The organism is Streptomyces sp. So13.3, from assembly GCF_005860785.2.
GTDB lineage: Bacteria > Actinomycetota > Actinomycetes > Streptomycetales > Streptomycetaceae > Actinacidiphila > Actinacidiphila fildesensis.
Map to the genome: position 1 here is coordinate 4938920 of NZ_CP048835.1, position 17425 is coordinate 4956344.

Below are 17425 nucleotides of genomic sequence, written 5' to 3' on the forward strand. Positions count from 1 at the left end.
CGGCCGAGCGGGCTTCGTATCAAGACTGCGCCAAGGTTCCGTCAGGGTGTTCACCGCGGCCTTGCGCGGGAGCACACTCGCGTTCGTCAGGCCCCGCATGGGGGCCGCTGTGAGGGGGGCGTATGCCGATGATCATCGGCGTCGTGGCGGGACTCGTTCTCGCCGCAATCATCATCGTGATCGGGCTGTTCAAGCTGATGTGGCGGGTCGCGGAGCCGAACGAGGCGCTTGTCATCTCCGGTTCCCGGCACCGGACCGAGGGCATCGAGGAGGGCCTGGGATTCCGTATCGTCACGGGGCGCGGGACGTTCGTGGTCCCCGGTGTCCAGGCCGTGCGCAAGCTCTCGCTCGATCTCAACGAGACCGAGCTGCTGGTGGACTGTGTGACGCAGCAGGGCATTCCGCTGAAGGTGCGCGGAGTCGTCATCTTCAAGGTCGGCGACGACTTCGTGTCGATAGCCAACGCCGCCCGCCGTTTCCTGGACCAGCAGAAGTTCATGGGCGACCGGGTGCACAACGTCTTCGCCGGTCATCTTCGGTCGATCGTCGGCGGGTTGACGGTCGAGGACATGATCCGTGACCGCGAGAAGCTCACTGGGCAGACCCGGGCCGCCTCCGGCTCGGAGATGGAGAAGCTCGGCCTGATCATCGACTCGCTGCAGATCCACGAGATCGAGGACCCTACCGGGTACATCAAGAACCTGGCCGCGCCGCACGCCGCGGCCGTCCACCGGGACGCGCGGATCGCCCAGGCCGAGGCGGACCGGCTGGCCACCGAGGCGGAGCAGAAGGCCGCCGCCCGGATGTCTGAGGCGACCCGGGACAGCGAGATCCTGCAGGCCGGCTACCAGGCCGAACGGGACAAGGCGGCCGCGACGTCACGGCAGGCAGGACCGCTGTCGGAGGCCGCGGCCAAGCAGGAGGTCGTGGTCCAGGAGACCCGCGTCGCGGAGCTGGAGGCGCAGCGGCGCGAGCAGCAGCTCCAGGTCGACGTCAGAAAGCCGGCGGACGCGAAGGCGTACGAGAAGCGGACGCTGGCCGAGGCCGAACGCGATGTGCGCATCTCCGCGGCACAGGCCAAGGCGAAGGAGACCGAGCTGGCGGCCATCGCCGAAGCCAACCGGGTCAAGATAGCCGCGGCCGCGCAGGCCGAGATGACGAAGGTCAGCGGGCTGGCCCAGGCGGCGGCCACCCGGGCGACCGGTGAGGCCGAGGCGGCGGCGACGCAGGCCCGCGGGCTCGCGGAGGCCGAGGCGGCGAAGGCCAAGGGCCTGGCCGAGGCCGCGTCGATCCAGGCGCGCGCGGAGGCACTGGCCACCAACCAGGAGGCCGTGGTCGCTCAGCAGCTGGCCGAGAACTGGCCGGAGATCGTGAAGGCGGGCGCCTCGGCGTTCGGCAACGTGGAGCACATGGTGCTGCTCAACGGCGCGGACGGTATGTCCGACATGTTCGCGAAGGCACTCACCATGGGCGGCACCGGGCTCGGACTGGCCCGCCAGCTGCTCGCGTCGATGGGCACGGAGAACGGCGCCGGCACCGTGCCGCCGCCGGCGTCCCCCAACGGATCGACGCCCCGCAGCCATCTGATACCGCTGCAGGACGACGACCAGGTCTGATCCGCGAAGCACGTGTGAGGGCGGGGGCGGGGCGCGTCATCGCGCCGCGCCGCCCCCGCCCGGCGCGGCGGGTGCCGCCTGCGGACGGGATGTACGGGTTCCGGCCCCCCGGGGGATTACCAGTCACGATGCGAGGACGAGGATCCCGAGGTGAACTTCTTCACCAGGAAGATCAGCCCGCCGACCAGCGCCGCGAAGACCAGCACCTTGAACAGCAGCCCGATGACGAAGCCGACCAGGCTCATGATCAAGCCGCCGAAGACGACGAGAGCGATCACCGGGATCGCAACCCACTTGATCCACCAGGGCAGACCCTTGACCAGCTCTTCCATGACTGTTTCCCTCCAGATTCCTTCGTTGTCCCCGTGCTTCGACTCTAGAGCCGACAAGGGGGCCGGCGGAGGGGTCGGAGACCCGATCCTTCCCTGACCGTTCCCCTACGGAACCCCAGGGTCCGACCCTCAGTCGCCGGGGTTCAGGCCTCCGGCGGCGAGAAGACGACCATGACCCGCAGGTCCTCCGTCACGTGGTGGAAGCGGTGCGGCACCCCGGCCGGCACATAGACGACGCTGCCCCGGGCCACCGTGGTCGTCTCCTCCCCCACGGTGATCGCCGCCCGGCCGCTCACCACCAGATAGATCTCGTCCTGCTGGTGCGGGGTCTGCGGATCGAGCTCCCCGGCCTGGAGCGCGTACAGCCCCGCCGACATGTTCCGTTCGCGCAGAAAGCTGAGATAAGCCCCGTTGTTGGCGGCCCGCTCCGCCTCCAGATCGTCCAGCCGGAACACCTTCATCGCAGCTCTCCCTCGTCGCATCTCTTGCCCGGGCGATCAGTTCTGCCACGATCACACCATGAAGAATTTCGTCGTCAAGACACTCGCCAACGCCGGGGCCCTCGGTGTGGCCATCTGGCTGGTCAAGGACATCACCCTCACCGGTGACGACACCTGGCACAAGGTCCTCACCGTCATCCTGGTCGCCGTGGTCTTCGGACTGGTGAACTGGCTGGTCAAGCCGGTCGTCAAACTCCTGTCCTTCCCCCTGTTCATCCTCACCCTGGGCCTCATCACGCTGGTCGTGAACGCTCTGATGCTGCTGCTCACCTCCTGGCTCGCCGGAAAGCTCAGCCTCGACTTCCACGTCGAGGGCTTCTGGGCGGCGCTGATCGGCGGCCTGATCATCAGCATCGTGTCCTGGGCCCTCAACATGCTCCTGCCGGACGAGGACTGAGCACCGAGGAGGACGGCCCGATGCCGTTACGAGCGCCGGAGGTGACCGGGACCGTAGGGGTGGGGGTCCGAAATGCTGCCGTGTATTTGTGGGCCGCCAGGCACGTAAATATACGATTTCGGACCCCCGCCCCGGAGGGCCCGGGCACCGACCCGGGATCGGGTTGACTGAACCCGCGCGCACACGCGCATCAGGTGCGACCCCCAGGTCCCAGGAGGCAGCGATGGCCGAGTACGACAGCCCGAGCGGCAGCGGTGAAAGTACCCGCAGCGTCCACGCCGGACGCCCGCCCGCCCAGCCGTACGAGCCCTCCCTCCCCGGCCCCACCTTCGTCTCACACTTCCACCTGCCCGGCGACGCGACCGGCCCGTACACCTACGGCCGGGAGCAGAACCCGACCTGGACCCTGCTCGAAGACGCGATCTCCGAGCTGGAGTCCCCCGCCGACCCGACCGCCAGGACGACCGTCTTCGCCTCGGGGATGGCCGCGGTCTCCGCCGTGCTCCTGTCGCAGATGCGCGCGGGCGACACCGTCGTCCTGCCCTCCGACTGCTACCAGACGACCCGGGCCCTCCAACAGCGGCTGGAGTCGTACGGAGTCACCGTGCGCCTCGCACCGACCCGCGACGACGCGCAGCGGGCCCTGCTGGACGGCGCGCGCCTGCTGTGGCTGGAGACCCCGTCCAACCCCGTCCTGGACGTCTGTGACATCCGCCGGCTCGCCGACGCCGCGCACGCGGCGGGCGCCCTGGTCGCCGTCGACAACAGCCTGGCCACCCCGCTCGGCCAGCGCCCGCTCGACCTCGGCGCCGACTTCTCGGTCGCCAGCGGCACCAAGGCCCTGACCGGCCACGGCGACCTGCTGCTCGGCTACGTGACCACCCGCGATCCCGAGCTCGCCGAACAGGCCCGGATGTGGCGCGCAACCGTCGGTGCGATCCCCGGCCCGATGGAGGCCTGGCTCGCACACCGTTCGCTGGCCACCCTCTCGCTGCGCGTGGACCGGCAGGCCGCCAACGCCCTGGAGCTGGCCACGGCGCTCGCCGACCGCCCGGAGGTGACCGGGCTGCGCCACCCCGGCCTGTCCACCGACCCGGCGCACGCACTCGCCGCCCGCCAGATGCGCCGTTTCGGCAGCGTCGTCTCCTTCACGCTGCCCGACAAGGAGCACGCCGAGCGCTTCCTCTCCGCGCTCCGGATCACCATCGAGGCGACGAGCTTCGGCAGCGTCCAGTGCACGGCCGAGCGCCGGGCCCGCTGGGGCGGCGACGCGGTTCCGCCCGGCTTCATCCGCTTCTCGGTGGGCGTGGAGGACGCGGGTGACATCGTCGCCGATGTCACCCGCGCCCTGGACGCCGCAAAGTAGGGCCCCTACGCATATATGCAGGGAGCCCTACGCAGAATGGGCGGTTCGAGCCTCCCCCCTCGTGGCTCGAACCGCCCTGGCGCAACGCGCGAAGACGCGCTCGAACAAGGCTAGTTGACTCTGCGTCAGTGTCCAATCACAGTACCTGGTACGACCTATCGATAAATTTATACTTGACGATGCGTCAGGTTCTGTCTGTGAGGAGACCATGGTGGATCTGGCCCTCCTGCGTACCTTCGTCACCGTGCACCGGGCTGGTTCCTTCACCCGGGCCGCCCAGCTCCTGGGCCTGTCCCAGCCCGCCGTCACCGGCCAGATACGCACGCTGGAGCGGCAGGTCGGCCGCCCGCTCTTCCTGCGGCTGCCCCGCGGCGTCGCCCCCACCACCGTGGGCGACGAGCTCGCGCACAAGGTCGCCCCGCACCTCGACGCGCTGCTGGAGATCACCGCCGCGGCTCCCGACGACGACGGCCCCGGCACCCACAGCCTGCATCTGGCGGGCCCGGCCGAGTTCACCGCGCTGCGCATCCTGCCCGCCCTGGCGCCGCTGGTCACCGACGGGCTGCACCTGCGGGTCTCGCTCAGCGGCGACGACGAGGCGCTGGCCGGGCTCGCCGCCGGCCACCACGACCTGGCCGTCGTCAGCGTGCAACCCCGCGACCGGCTGATAGCGGCCGTACCCCTGTGGGACGAGGAGTACGCCCTGGTCGCCGCGCCCGCCTGGCGGGAACGGGCCGGCGGCCCGCACGGAGTGCGCGACCACGGCCCGCAGCTGCTCGACGACCTGCCCGTCGTCACCTCCGACGAGGAATGCCGGTTGCTGTCCCAGTACTGGTCGGCCGTCTTCGACGCCAAGCCCACCCGGGATCCCGCGGTCGTCGTCCCCGACCTGCGCGCCGTCCTGGACTGCGTACGCGACGGCGCCGGGCTGGCCGTCCTGCCCCGCTATCTGTGCGCCGCCGCGCTCGCCGCCGGTGAGATCACGCTGCTGCTGGAGCCTCCCGTGCCACCGCTGCGGACCTACTTCCTGGCCACCCGGGTCGGCACCCTCGCACTGCCCCACCTCGCGCGGGCGCACGATCGGCTGCTGACCGCCGCACAGGGCTGGTAGGCCGCCGGACCACCGGCCATGCCAAGGCTGCCAGGGCCGCCGAGGCCGGATCGAGCGGCCTCGGCACGTGGCCGACGGCGCTCGGCGAGCGCCGGTGACGCGCCAACGGGAATCGAATGCTCCGATTCACTGCTCCCGGTGCGTTTGTCGATCCTTGTGTCGCGGCAGATCTCAACCATGCCCCTGGAGAACGCAACTCCGGCCGAAGCCCCTGCCACCCGCCCGGTGGTCAAGCGCACCGCCCGCGCGATCCTGCTCGACGGCGACTGCATGGTCCTCATCAAGCGCACCAAGCCCGGCCTCGCCCCGTACTGGATCACTCCGGGCGGCGGCGTGGAGGACGACGACCCCTCGGTCGTCGACGCCCTGCACCGTGAGGTGGACGAGGAGCTGGGAGCCAAGATCACCGACGTCGTCCCGGCCTTCGTCGACACCGTCGAGCACATCGCGGAGAACGGCGCCCACGGCGTGAAGGTGCAGTACTTCTTCGTGTGCCGGCTCGCCTCGATGGACCCGGCCCGCCGGCACGGCCCCGAGGTGGACGATCCGTGCGGGACGTACGACGTCGTCCGTGTGCCGTTCAGCCGGGTCGGGCTGGCCTCCGTCGAGGTGGTGCCGCTGACGCTGCGGCACTACCTCGACGCGAACATCGAAGGCGTACTGGGACTGGTCGGCCCCGACCTGGGCTGATCCGGCCGGCGGACCGGCGCCCCGGAAGTCCTCGGTGGGTCAGCCCGCCTGCCGGAGGAACCAGCCGCGGAGCCGCCGCCCGCGCCGGGCGCGCCGCCGCTCCGCAGGACCGGGCGGCGCGGCCGCCACCCGCGCCACGGGCACGGGCACGGGTACGGGTACGGGTTCGGGTACGGACACAGGTACGGGCACGGGCACAGGAGCCTCCGGCACGGACGCCGGCACAGGCTGTACCGGCCTGCGTTCCGCCGCCGCCCCGAAGTGGTCACCGCCCTTGCGGCGTGCGTCGTCGGTCCCCCACGACCGCCCGCCGCCGGTGCCGGAACCTTTCTGCAGCGGCGCGGGGACCAGCCGCGGAATGTGTTTCGAGCAGTGGATGTAGGCCTCCTCGACCTCCACCTCGACCCACATCTGCGGGCGGCGGCCGGGCACCGGATCCTCCGGCAGGTCCGGGTGCTCGGCGCGCATCCGCTCGTCCGGGACCAGCAGCGCGCGGCCGTTGATGTGCAGCCCGATCCGGTCCCGGGCGAAGTCGATCAGCAGGATCCCGACATGCGGGTTCTCGCGGATGTTGCCGAGCGACGCCATGACCCCGTTGCCCCGGTACTCGGGATACGTGAGCGTCCTGTCGTCCAGAATCCGCACGAAACCGGGCGGCCCGGCCCGGAAGGTGCTGTCGCACTCCCCGCGCCGGTCCGCCGTGGACAGGAAGAACATCTCCTGCCGGGCGACGAACTCCCGCATCCGCGGATTGAGCCGGTCCCGCACCTGGTCGTCGTAGAACCGGTCCGCGCGCACACCGGTGCCCAGCTCCGTCTGGAGCAGGTGCTCGCCGTCGCTGCCCGGTCGTTCCACCGGGCTAGTCACCCGCCGCCACCAGTTCCTCCAGAGCGTCGTGCCGTATGCGGTGCGAGGGCATACCCCCGCCGACCAGCGCGTCCATACTGCTGCGGATCATCCCGGGCGGGCCCGAGAGGTAGGCGTCGTACGCCTCCCAGGGGCCGTACTGCCGCACGATGTCCGGCAGCGGACCCGACAGGCTGCTGCTCGGGGTGTCGGCGACCACCGGTCGCACGGAGAGCCAGGAGTGCTCCTCCTGCATACGGAGCATCGTGTCGAGGTCGTACAGGTCGTGGTCGTGGCGCGCACCGTAGAAGACCTCGACCGAGCGCTTGCGGCCGTGCTCGACGACGTCCTCGACCAGCGCCTTGATCGGCGCGATGCCGGTACCGCCCCCGACGCACAGCAGTCCGCTGTCCGTGGTGTGGTCGACGACCATGGAGCCGGCCGGCGGGCCGAGCCGGATGACGTCGCCCGGCCGCGCGCGGTGCACCAGCGCGTTGCTGACCCAGCCGGCCGGGACCGCCTTGACGTGGAAGGACAGCAGACCGTCCGAGCGGGGCGCCGAGGCGAAGGAGTAGTGCCGCCACACCCGCGGCCACCAGGGGGTTTCGAGCGACGTGTACTGGCCGGCCAGGAACGGGTACGGCTGGTCGGGCCGCACGGTCACCACGGCGATGTCCTGGGTGCGGGGCTCGTGCGAGACGATCTCGGCCTGCCACCACGGCGGCGCGTGCCGCTCGTCGGCGGCGGCCGCGTCGATCATCACCTGCGAGATCACCGTGTAGGCGCGTACCCAGGCGGCCTCGGTCAGCGGGTCCCAGACCGCCGCTGCGTACCGGCTGAGCGCCCCGATCAGGGCCTCGCCGACGGCGGGGTAGTGCTCCGGCTGCGTCCCGTACTTGCGGTGGCCGCGGCCGAGGTTGGTCAGGTACTCGACGAGGGTCTCGGTGTTGTCGATGTGCTCGGCCGCGGTGAGCAGGGCCTTCAGGATCCGGTCGCGCTGGGCGTCCATGGCCGCCGGGAAGAGCTCGCGCAGTTCCGGGTGCCGGATGAACAGCAGGGCGTAGAAGTAGCCGGTGGTCCGGTCGGCGACCGGACCGATCTCCGCCATGGTCCGCCGGATCAGCAGCGCGTCCGGCGAGGCCGCGGACGCGGGTGCGGCCTCAAAGGTGGAGCGGGACGGCGCCGCTGCGGGCGCGGGGTCCGCGATGCGGGCCGGGGCGGGTTCCGGGGCGGATATCGGCGCGGCCGCCGGCGGAGGTGTCTGCCGGTCCGGCGGCTGATCCGCCCGGTGGTCCGCCTGCTCCTGCGCTCGTTCCTGTGCCTGCTCCTGCTCCTGCTGGTCCGCCTGTTGCTGGGCCCGCTGCTTGCGGGCTGCGGCCCTGCCGACGGGTCTTATGGCGGCCGGGGATCTGCTGGGTATTTCGGATTCACCGCCGTCCGCCGTGCGTTGATGCGAGTCGGTTTCCCGTTCGGGCGGAGTGAACCAGCCCCGGTTCGGATCCGTCTCGGCCGAGTTGGTGGTCAGAGCGTCCATCGTGAACTTCGCCTCGAACTTCCCCGGTCGATTTCCCGACGTGCGTCACGCGTGGTGAGGTGCGAGCGTGTCACGCTGGGGCGGCGCATCGGACAAATAGCCGGAAGCACAGGAAACGGGGCTGCATTCAGGTTAGGATCCGTCGGCTTGCGGCGGCCCGAGGCGCTCGAACGCAGTCGACCATACCCGGAACGCGCTGTTCGACAACCCCCGTTGGCCGATTCACCGGAGCACGTTGGCCAAATCCCGTGACCCTTCCCACAAAGTCACGGAATTCGGTTTGGACAACGTCAGCCGGGTATCAGTTGTGGCCTCATTCGGTCATTCGCGATCAAATTGATTCACCAGGGCAAAGGCCTCACGCAAGTCGCGACCCGAATAGGCATGAGTGGCCAGATCCCGTACATAGTGGTCACCATTCACCGCCACCGACGTCGGCACCACCCCGAACAGCGCCGCGTCCGACAGCGAGTCCCCGTAGGCCACACAGTCCGCCCGCGTCACCCCGTACTGCGCGCAGAGTTCATCGGCGATGCCCACCTTCGACTCCGGCACCAGGATCCCCGCCAGATCGAGTACCGCCTCGGGCGCGAAGGGCACCGGCGGGAAGACCGACGAGCGCGCCTCGTGCACGCCCCACTCGCGCAGCCGCCCCACGAAGAAGTCCGGCGACAGGGAGATCACCGCGCAGTGGTCACCGCGATCGGCGATCTCCGTCCAGACCTCGCGTATCCCGTCCAGCCACGGCGCACCCTCGAAGGCGGCCTTCAGCCGCTCCTCCGTCAGCGTCGCCCACAGGGCGTACACCCGTTCCGCGAACCCCGGCGGGTCCAGCGTGCCCCGGATCAGGCCGCCTTCCAGTTCCCGGATCTCCTCGACCATGTCCAGCTCCCTGGCCAGCTCCAGGCTCGCCGAGGAGCCGTGCATCAAGGTGCCGTCCATGTCGAAAATGTGCAGCCGTGCCACGCGAGCGTCTCCCTGCTTCGTACCGATCCCGCCTACGCGGAGATACTCCCAGCGTGCGACGGGATCGACCGATCGGGCCACTCGTTTTGTGCGGCGGACCCGCCGCTCCGGCGGCCCCCGCCCTGGCCGCCCAGACACCGCCGCCCGCCGGACCGCACCACGGCTGCGGCCGCGATGTTCCACGTGGAACATCGCGGCTGTGGAACATCATCAGGTGCCGCGGGTGCTGAACGTCATCGGCCCTGGAGCGCCCTCAGCGACGGCTCAGGGCCCCACTCGGCTGACCGTGACATCGCCGGAGCCCGTCTTCGCCTGGATGCGCGCGGTGGCCGACGGGTCGGTCGGCACCGACACGGTCCTGTCGCCGGAACCCGTGCTGACATCGATCGCGTACGGTCCCCCGGGCACCTGGACGGTGACATCGCCCGACGACGCCTTCGTCAGGACCTTCTGCGGCGGTTTGGCGAACGTGAGCCGGATGTTGCCCGACGACGCGGTCGCGCTGACGTCGGCTCCACCGAGTCCGGTGGCGGTCAGATCGCCGGAGCTCGCCGAGGTGGTCAGCGCCCCCGCGATCCCGGAGACGTCGATATCGCCCGAGTGCGTCGTCAGGTCCGCCGACGCGACCCCCTGCACCTCCACCTCCCCGCTGCCCGTGCTCACCTTCACGCTCACCCCGGCGGGCACGGTCAGCTCGTAGTCGATCGAACAGTCGTCGCAGCCGTTGGTGAACGTCAGCCGGCCGTTCTCGACCTTCTGCCCGGGAGTCGGCTTGTCGTCCCCGTGATAGCGCACCGTCCGGTGGATGGTGACCCCGTCACCCGTGCCCGGCCGGATGCGGACATCCCCGCTTCCGGTGCCCACCTCGACGGCACTGACCGGGCCCGCGGCCTTCGCGTCATCGACGGCCTTGTGCTCCGGGCTGCTGTGGATGCTCACCCCGTCGCAGCCCGTGAGCGCGGCCCCCAGGACGAGCGCGGACACGATCAGTACGGCGGAACGCTTGGCTGTCATCACAGTCTCCCCGATCGCCGGAACCCTCGTCCGACGCTCCGCAACCAACCTAAGGTCCGCCACCATCCGGTCCCATGCGGTCTTCAGGTCTCTTGGTACGGGTGCTAGCACTACCTCCAGCCCTCCGGGTCCACACCTCCCGGCACCCCGGCGGCCTCGTCGTACGGCTCCCGGGCGAACACGAAGGACCCCAGGTCGAGATGGCGCACCTCGCCGTCGTCGCCGTGCACCACGCGCAGCGTCTCGCCGGCGTAGTAGCCGTCGAGACCGGTCCAGGTACCGTCCGGCTCCGCCCTGAACCGGGCACCACGGCCCCGCCCGTCCAGTGCCGTCAGCTCCACGTCGCGCTCCGCGCGCAGCCGCAGCACGAACGGGGTGGTGCCCCAGTACCAGGGGCCGGTGAGGGCCAGCAGCGCTGGATCCGCCGCCGACCGCGGGCGCCACGGCTCGGGGAAGCGCGGCTCGTTGTCCGCCACGATCGCCAGCAGGTCGGCCGCGATGGAGGCGACCCGCGGCCCGGAGGTGGCGTTGGTCAGCACCAGTGCTCCCACGCCGTCCTCGACGCTCACCCACAGCGTCGCCAGGAAGCCCGGCATGGACCCGGTGTGTCCCGCCAGCAGCCGGCCGTCACGGCGCAGCAGCTGCATGCCCAGCCCGTAGCCGGCGTCCTGGTCCTCCCCGGCCGGCGCCGCCGCCGGGGTACGCATCTCGGCGACGGTCGCGGCGCTCAGCACCCGCTCGTCGCCCCCGGCCAGGAACACCGCCCAGCGGCACAGATCGTCCGCCGTGGACCAGAGCTGGCCGGCCGGCGCCATCAGCCCCGTGTCGTGCAGCGGTTCCGGCTGCATCACATCGGCCCACGGATGCACCGCCCAGCCACCCGCGTGCGGTGCCTGCGGCAGCAGCGTCGTCCGGGTCATGCCCAGCGGTTCCAGCACCTCCGCCTGCAGCACGTCGCCCCACGGCTTCCCCCGCAGCTTCTCCACGAGCGCGCCCAGCAGGGCGAACCCCGGGTTGGAGTAGTGATGGACGCGGCCGGCCGGATGCTTCATCGGTTCCGCGCCGAGCAGGTCGGCCAGCTCCGGGCGCAGATCGCCGGAGGTGCGCTCCCACCACGGACCGGGCGTCTCGGCCGCCAGTCCTGAGGTGTGCGCGAGGAGTTGGGCGATCGTCGCACGGCCCGGCTCGGTGTCGGGCAGGTGCAGACCGAGCGGGTCCGCCAGGTCCAGCAGGCCCTCGTCCCGCAGCCGCATCACCAGCACCGCCACGAAGGTCTTGGTCAGCGACCCGATCCGGTACTGGGTGTCCCCATCGGGGCCGTGCCCCTCCATCATGCTGCGGCCACTCGTCCAGACCGTGGCCCCGTCCCGCACCACCGCCCCCACCATCGACGGCGTACGGCCCTCGGCCTGTCCTCGGGCGAGCCGGTGCAGCAGGGCACGACGGGTGGTGGGCAGCAGTTCCTCGGCCGCAGGTGCGGCGGGCGGCACTTCAGGTGTCTCGGACATACGGGTCAGCCTCGCAGAAACGGCGCCGGTCGCTCCAAGGGTTTCCGGCGGTCGCGCTTGACTCTGACACTGTGTGAGGGCCTGCACTAGGAGACGTCATGTTCACCATCGGAGACTTCGCCAAGCACGGACGGGTATCGGTCCGCATGCTGCACCACTACGACGCGATCGGGCTGCTGCGGCCCGCCCGCGTCGACCCCGCCAGCGGCTACCGCTTCTACGAAGCCGGCCAGCTGTCCCGGCTCCATCGCGTCATCGCTCTGAAGGACCTCGGCTTCAGCCTCGAACAGGTCCGGTCGATCCTGGACGAGCAGGTGAGCGCCGAGCAGTTGCGCGGCATGCTGCGGCTGCGCCGGGCGGAGCTGGAGGAGGCGATGGCGGCCACCGCCACGCGGCTGACGCATGTCGAGGCGAGGCTCCGGTCGATCGAAAGTGAGGGACGCATGGCTGCCGACGACGTCGTGGTCAAGCGCATTCCAGCGGTCCGGGTGGCCGAGCTGACCGGCACCGCCATCGGGTTCGGCCCCGAGCACATCGGACCGGTCATCGGCCCGCTCTACGACGAGCTGTGCCGCCGGCTGGAGGCCGCGGGTGTGGCCGTCACCGGACCGGGGGTCGCCTACTACGAGGACGCCCCGGAAGGCGACGGTGCGATCACCGTCCACGCCGGACTGACCGTCACCGCCGACCCGGCGGCCGGCCACGACTTCACGATCGTGGACCTGCCGGCGATCGGGAGCGCCGCCACGGTCGTGCACCACGGTTCCATGGACGACATCGTGTCGACGGCCCAGACCCTGGCCCGGTGGATCGACTCCACCGGCGCCCGCTCCACCGGCTATCCCCGCGAGCTCTACCTCGAATGCCCGGAGGACCACGACAAGTGGGTCACCGAGCTCCAGGAACCGATCGCCCAGTCCTGACCCGACGGCACCGGACACGAGGGGATACGGCCGGGGCCCCGGAGCGGCGTGGATCGCCGCCCCGGGGCCCCGGCCCTGGGTCACCTACTGGTGGGTCCTAGTCGTTCTGGTAGTACCCGAAGGCGTCGATGACGAGGTTGACGCTCCCGGTGCCCGAATTCCAGAAGTCGATGATGCCGTACGGGCCGGGGCTCGCCTGGACCAGGTTCGGAACGGTCTGTCCGCGCAGCCAGTTCAGCGTGGACACGCCGGGCCGGGTCGGCCAGCCCGCGCTGCCGCTCTCGTACTGGTACTCCGAGTACGGGTCGGGGGAGACCGTCAGGAAACCGGCCCCCTTGGTGTCCGTCACGGTGGTGTTGAGCGCGAACGCCGTGATGTCGGGCTCGTCAGCGCCGAGGGGGGTGTAGATGTAGCCCCCGGGGTACATCGGGCCGCTGTGCCAGTACGAGGCGCGGGTGTCGAGCACCCGGACCGGATCGACCGGCAGGTAGGCGCTCTTGCTCGCGGCGCTGTAGTAGCCGACGACGTCGACGAGGACGTCGGTGGACCGGGTGCTGCCGTTGAAGACCCGGATCTTGCCGTCGGCACCGACCGGCACGATCACCGCGTTGGCGATGGTCTGGTTCGTGCCGTAGTTGATGTTGGACGCGAGCGGCGTCTTCCCGCCGTCCGGGTAGACGGTGAGGAAGCCGGAGCCCTTGGAGCCGGTCACGGTCACGTTGAGCGCGACCGCGGTGACGCCGGAGGCCGGCAGGTGGCCCTTGCTGTTCCCGGCGATCTGGGCGGCGAACGATCCGTTGGCGCCGATCTGCCCCTTGGCCACCCCGGTGCCGTTCCGGGTGTCGACGAGACGGGCGGGCGACACCGGTGTGTAGCCGCTGGACGCGGACTGGGTGAAGTACCCGGCGACATCGGCGATCAGGTCGACGGTGGCGGAGGCGCCGTTGTACAGATCGACGTAGCCGTTGGCGCCCACCGGGACGATCACCAGGTTCGGAACGGTCTGGCCCGCGGTGAAGTTGACGTTCGAGGTGCTCGGCCGCGCGTCACCGTCGCCGTACGCCGTGATGTAGCCGAAGCCGTCGGCGCGGGTGACCGTGACGTTCAGGACCACCGCGGTCACTCCGGCCGGAATGCCGCCGTTGCCGCCGATCTGCACCTTGGTCACCGCGTGGGCCTTCGCCTTGGCCTTCGGCGCGCCGGTACCGGTCCGGGTGTCGAGCACCCGGGTCGGCCCGTAGGCCGTGTAGGCCGAACCCGCCGTCCTCGCCGTGACGGTGTTGGACACCGTGTTCCCGACGTTGTCGGCGACCGTGACGGTGATCGTGTATGTCCCCAGCTTCGCGTACCGGTGCGGCAGGGTCACCCGCCCGGAACCGTAGACGTCCGGGTTGCTCGTGGTCCCGTCACCCCAGCTGACCTTGGCGGTGATCGGCACGAGCGCGGTCGTGACGTCCGCGTTGAGCGAGATCGCGTACGCGCTCGTGTGCGTCCCGGACAGGGCCACCGCGAGTTGGGCGTTGGGGTTGACGTACTGGACGGCTCCCCGGCTGGTGTACGGGCTCACGCCGTAGAAGTCCGAGCCGAGCCGGCCGGGCGCGTTCGGGTCCGCGGAGTTGATCGCGGCCGAACCCGGCACCAGGAGCATGTCGACGTTGGCGGACTTGTTCGCCCTGAGATAGGCCCCGTTCGCCTTCTTGGTGTCGATCACGTCGTGTGCGCCCTGGGCCGCGCCGGCCTGGAAGGCGGCGAGCGTCGGGTACGTCGTTCCGGACCAGCTGTAGGGCGCGGTCGCGTCATCGCCGTGGATGTAGAAGGCGTTGTAGTCGGCCGTGGTGCCGGCGCTCGACCCTTCGGAGACGGTGATGTCCGGCGCCCAGGTCTGCTGGGCCGCCGTGCACTGCGACTTGAAGCCGCCGAACATGTAGTCCGTGTTCGGGTTGGTGTCCTCCAGCAGGTTGTTCTCCAGGTGAACGCCGGTCGAGGCGCCCTGGATGTCGATGGCGGACGCGCACGCCCGCTGGATCGTGTTGCCGGTGACGTCCAGGCCGGCCACTCCGGTGGCGGTGATGCCGGTCGCCGCCAGGACGTTGCCGGCGAGCGTGATGTCGCTCGCGCCGGAGGCCACGGAAATCCCGCTGGCCGCGGGCCCGGCACCCCAGAAGCCCGCGTCGACATACGTCCGGCTCACGGTCACGTTGCTGGACGCGCCGTCGATGGTGAGAGCGTCCACCCCGTGGGTGTTGGGGTTGAGGTCGACATAGTCGCCGTCCAGCTTGATGTTGGACGAGCCCTTGATCACAACCGCGGGCGTGCCGTACGACTCCAGCATCATGTTGCTGACCGTCACATCGGTGACGCCGTCCAGTTCGAGGGCCGGCCGCTGTCCTGACGAGTTGATCCACGCCTGGCCGCCGATTCCGACGATCCTGATTCCGGAGGTCTTGACCGTCACCGACTCCTGGGAGAAATACCCCGTGCTGCCGGTTATCTGGACGGTGTCACCCCGGACCGCCGCATTCACCGCGTTCTGAATCAGGCAATAGGGGGCATCCTGTGCGCCCGTCCCGGTATCGACATCGCAGGAGATCGCCGATACTGCGTAAATCGTCCTACCAGTGCCCTCGTCCCGCGGCTGCACTCCGCGGGCCAGCGGCCTGCGCTCCCGGACCTGCTTCGCCGCGGGGCTGGAGAAGGTGGTGAAATTCGAGGACGCTGCCCTGGTCAGAGCGGCAGCGGCACTCGGTCCACTGCTATGGGGAACGGCATGCGGTGAATTGTCCGCATAAGCCAATCCCGGTATAAGGGCAACGCCGGCTGCAAGTGCGGCAGCCGTCGTTGCAAGACGACGATGAGACACTGGCCCCCCAGTTTCTCTCAGGCAAATCTCAAAATAGTACCCGGTAAGAATACAGATCCGGATGCCCTCAAGAACACCCGTTTTATCGCCCGCTCATACCCTTTTCAGGACTCAGGTCTGCGCCATGTCCACAAAGCGTGAATAGTGGCCCTGGAAAGCAACGGTGATCGTCGCGGTGGGGCCGTTACGGTGCTTGGCGACGATGAGGTCGGCCTCGCCCGCGCGCGGGGACTCCTTCTCGTAGGCGTCCTCGCGGTGCAGCAGGATGACCATGTCGGCGTCCTGCTCGATGGAGCCGGACTCACGGAGGTCGGAGACCATCGGCTTCTTGTCCGTGCGCTGTTCGGGGCCACGGTTCAGCTGCGAGAGCGCGATGACGGGGACTTCCAGCTCCTTGGCCAGCAGCTTGAGGTTTCGGGACATGTCCGAGACCTCCTGCTGACGGCTCTCGGGACGCCGGGATCCACCGGACTGCATCAGCTGCAGATAGTCGATGACGACCAGCCGCAGATCGTTGCGCTGCTTGAGGCGCCGGCACTTGGCGCGGATCTCCATCATCGACAGGTTCGGCGAATCGTCGATGAAGAGGGGCGCCGCCGACACGTCCGGCATCCGCCGGGCGAGCCGCGTCCAGTCCTCGTCGGTCATGCTGCCGGACCGCATGTGGTGCAGCGCGACCCGTGCCTCCGCCGACAGCAGGCGCATCGCGATCTCGTTGCGGCCCATTTCGAGGGAGAACACGACGCTGGGCATACCGCTGCCGATCGAGCAGGCGCGGGCGAAGTCCAGCGCCAGGGTCGACTTGCCCATGGCGGGGCGGGCCGCGATGACGATCATCTGGCCCGGGTGGAGGCCGTTCGTCAGTGAGTCGAGGTCCGTGAACCCGGTGGGAACGCCGGACATCCCGCCGCTGCGGGACCCGATCGCCTCGATCTCGTCGAGGGCGCCCTCCATGATCTCGGAGAGCGGGAGGTAGTCCTCGGACGTGCGCTGCTCGGTGACCGCGTAGATCTCCGCCTGGGCGGAGTTGACGATCTCGTCCACGTCGCCGTCGGCCGCGTATCCCATCTGGGTGATGCGGGTGCCGGCTTCGACGAGGCGGCGCAGGACGGCGCGCTCGTGCACGATCTCGGCGTAGTACTCGGCGTTGGCCGCGGTGGGGACCGCGTTGACCAGGGTGTGGAGGTACGGGGCGCCGCCGACGCGGGTGATCTCACCGCGCTTGACCAGTTCGGCGGCGGTGGTGATGGGGTCGGCCGGCTCACCCCGGGCGTACAGGTCGAGGATCGCGGTGTAGATGGTCTCGTGGGCCGGACGGTAGAAGTCCTGGCCCTTGAGCACCTCGACGACATCGGCGATGGCGTCCTTGGACAGCAGCATGCCGCCGAGGACGGACTGCTCGGCGTCGAGGTCCTGCGGCGGTACGCGTTCGAAACCGCCGCCGCCCTCGGACCAGTTGCTGCGGTCCTCGCCGTCGTCCTTCTTGTTGCGCTTGCCGCCCTGTCCGGAACGGAAGTGGGTGACCGGCAGCCGGTCACCAGGACCGCTGTCGGGGGGGAACGGCGGTTCGTCCCCCCAGTGGTCGTCCGCGGGTTCGGGTTGGGTCACCCCGCCACCTCCTCCGTCCGACCTGGCGCCATACCGTGCGTCTCTTTCTTACGCCACGGCTCTGACAATTGAGACACCCGGCTCCTCGTACGGCGCGTCGGGCAGGGGGCTCACGGTAGGGCCCAGGAGACCGTTGGCCAAGACGGTTATCCAC

Annotated in this window: 15 protein-coding genes; 6 read left to right on the forward strand and 9 right to left on the reverse strand. The window is 70.0% G+C overall.

Annotated elements, in window-relative coordinates; genetic code table 11:
- Positions 1 to 122: 122 nt before the first annotated feature.
- A complete protein-coding gene (locus tag C8250_RS22210; protein ID WP_187144944.1) occupies positions 123 to 1616 on the forward strand; it encodes a flotillin family protein in 1494 nt (497 codons plus the stop codon).
- A gap of 116 nt (positions 1617 to 1732) precedes the next feature.
- On the opposite strand, the gene C8250_RS22215 is transcribed toward C8250_RS22210, so the two are convergent.
- Together C8250_RS22215 and C8250_RS22220 are read right to left on the reverse strand one after the other, a co-directional pair.
- Entirely contained in the window at positions 1733 to 1948 is a 216-nt protein-coding gene (locus tag C8250_RS22215) for a DUF5326 family protein (protein ID WP_138351137.1), read from the reverse strand.
- 143 nt (positions 1949 to 2091) lie between these two features.
- Positions 2092 to 2409, reverse strand: a complete 318-nt coding sequence (locus C8250_RS22220; RefSeq protein WP_138351138.1) for a cupin domain-containing protein — start codon at positions 2407 to 2409, stop codon at positions 2092 to 2094.
- A gap of 58 nt (positions 2410 to 2467) precedes the next feature.
- On the opposite strand from C8250_RS22220, the gene C8250_RS22225 reads away from it, so the two are divergent.
- From C8250_RS22225 to C8250_RS22240, 4 genes are all read left to right on the forward strand, one after another.
- On the forward strand, positions 2468 to 2845 hold the full coding sequence (locus tag C8250_RS22225; RefSeq protein WP_138351139.1) for a phage holin family protein: 378 nt from the start codon (positions 2468 to 2470) through the stop codon (positions 2843 to 2845).
- Between the two features lie 223 nt (positions 2846 to 3068).
- Positions 3069 to 4211, forward strand: a complete 1143-nt coding sequence (locus C8250_RS22230; RefSeq protein WP_138351140.1) for a cystathionine gamma-lyase — start codon at positions 3069 to 3071, stop codon at positions 4209 to 4211.
- 211 nt (positions 4212 to 4422) lie between these two features.
- Positions 4423 to 5322: a LysR family transcriptional regulator gene (locus tag C8250_RS22235; protein WP_138351332.1), complete on the forward strand. Its 900-nt coding sequence runs from the start codon at positions 4423 to 4425 to the stop codon at positions 5320 to 5322.
- Positions 5323 to 5499: 177 nt separating this feature from the next.
- Positions 5500 to 6012 carry an NUDIX hydrolase gene (locus tag C8250_RS22240; protein WP_138351141.1) on the forward strand — a complete coding sequence of 171 codons (513 nt, stop codon included), beginning with the start codon at positions 5500 to 5502 and terminating at the stop codon, positions 6010 to 6012.
- A 39-nt stretch (positions 6013 to 6051) separates the two neighbouring features.
- Here the strand turns inward: C8250_RS22240 and C8250_RS22245 are convergent, their stop codons facing one another.
- The 5 genes from C8250_RS22245 to C8250_RS22265 form a co-directional block, all read right to left on the reverse strand.
- On the reverse strand, positions 6052 to 6879 hold the full coding sequence (locus C8250_RS22245) for a pyridoxamine 5'-phosphate oxidase family protein (RefSeq protein ID WP_244809284.1): 828 nt from the start codon (positions 6877 to 6879) through the stop codon (positions 6052 to 6054).
- The gene (locus C8250_RS22250; RefSeq protein ID WP_138351142.1) at positions 6872 to 8392 is read right to left on the reverse strand and encodes a globin domain-containing protein; all 1521 of its coding nucleotides are present in this window, start codon (positions 8390 to 8392) and stop codon (positions 6872 to 6874) included. Before C8250_RS22250 ends, C8250_RS22245 begins: the two co-directional genes overlap by 8 nt.
- Before the next feature lie 321 nt (positions 8393 to 8713).
- The gene (locus C8250_RS22255) at positions 8714 to 9358 is read right to left on the reverse strand and encodes an HAD-IB family phosphatase (protein ID WP_138351143.1); all 645 of its coding nucleotides are present in this window, start codon (positions 9356 to 9358) and stop codon (positions 8714 to 8716) included.
- Positions 9359 to 9622: 264 nt separating this feature from the next.
- Entirely contained in the window at positions 9623 to 10372 is a 750-nt protein-coding gene (locus tag C8250_RS22260) for a DUF4097 family beta strand repeat-containing protein (protein ID WP_138351144.1), read from the reverse strand.
- A gap of 110 nt (positions 10373 to 10482) precedes the next feature.
- On the reverse strand, positions 10483 to 11880 hold the full coding sequence (locus tag C8250_RS22265) for a serine hydrolase domain-containing protein (protein ID WP_138351145.1): 1398 nt from the start codon (positions 11878 to 11880) through the stop codon (positions 10483 to 10485).
- A gap of 98 nt (positions 11881 to 11978) precedes the next feature.
- On the opposite strand from C8250_RS22265, the gene C8250_RS22270 reads away from it, so the two are divergent.
- Positions 11979 to 12803 (forward strand): MerR family transcriptional regulator, encoded by an 825-nt coding sequence (locus C8250_RS22270; protein ID WP_138351146.1) that lies wholly within the window; start codon positions 11979 to 11981, stop codon positions 12801 to 12803.
- 97 nt (positions 12804 to 12900) lie between these two features.
- Here the strand turns inward: C8250_RS22270 and C8250_RS22275 are convergent, their stop codons facing one another.
- Both C8250_RS22275 and dnaB read right to left on the reverse strand, forming a co-directional pair.
- Entirely contained in the window at positions 12901 to 15327 is a 2427-nt protein-coding gene (locus C8250_RS22275; RefSeq protein ID WP_138351147.1) for a PKD domain-containing protein, read from the reverse strand.
- Positions 15328 to 15774: 447 nt separating this feature from the next.
- The gene (gene dnaB, locus C8250_RS22280; protein ID WP_187144945.1) at positions 15775 to 17271 is read right to left on the reverse strand and encodes a replicative DNA helicase; all 1497 of its coding nucleotides are present in this window, start codon (positions 17269 to 17271) and stop codon (positions 15775 to 15777) included.
- Positions 17272 to 17425: the final 154 nt, after the last annotated feature.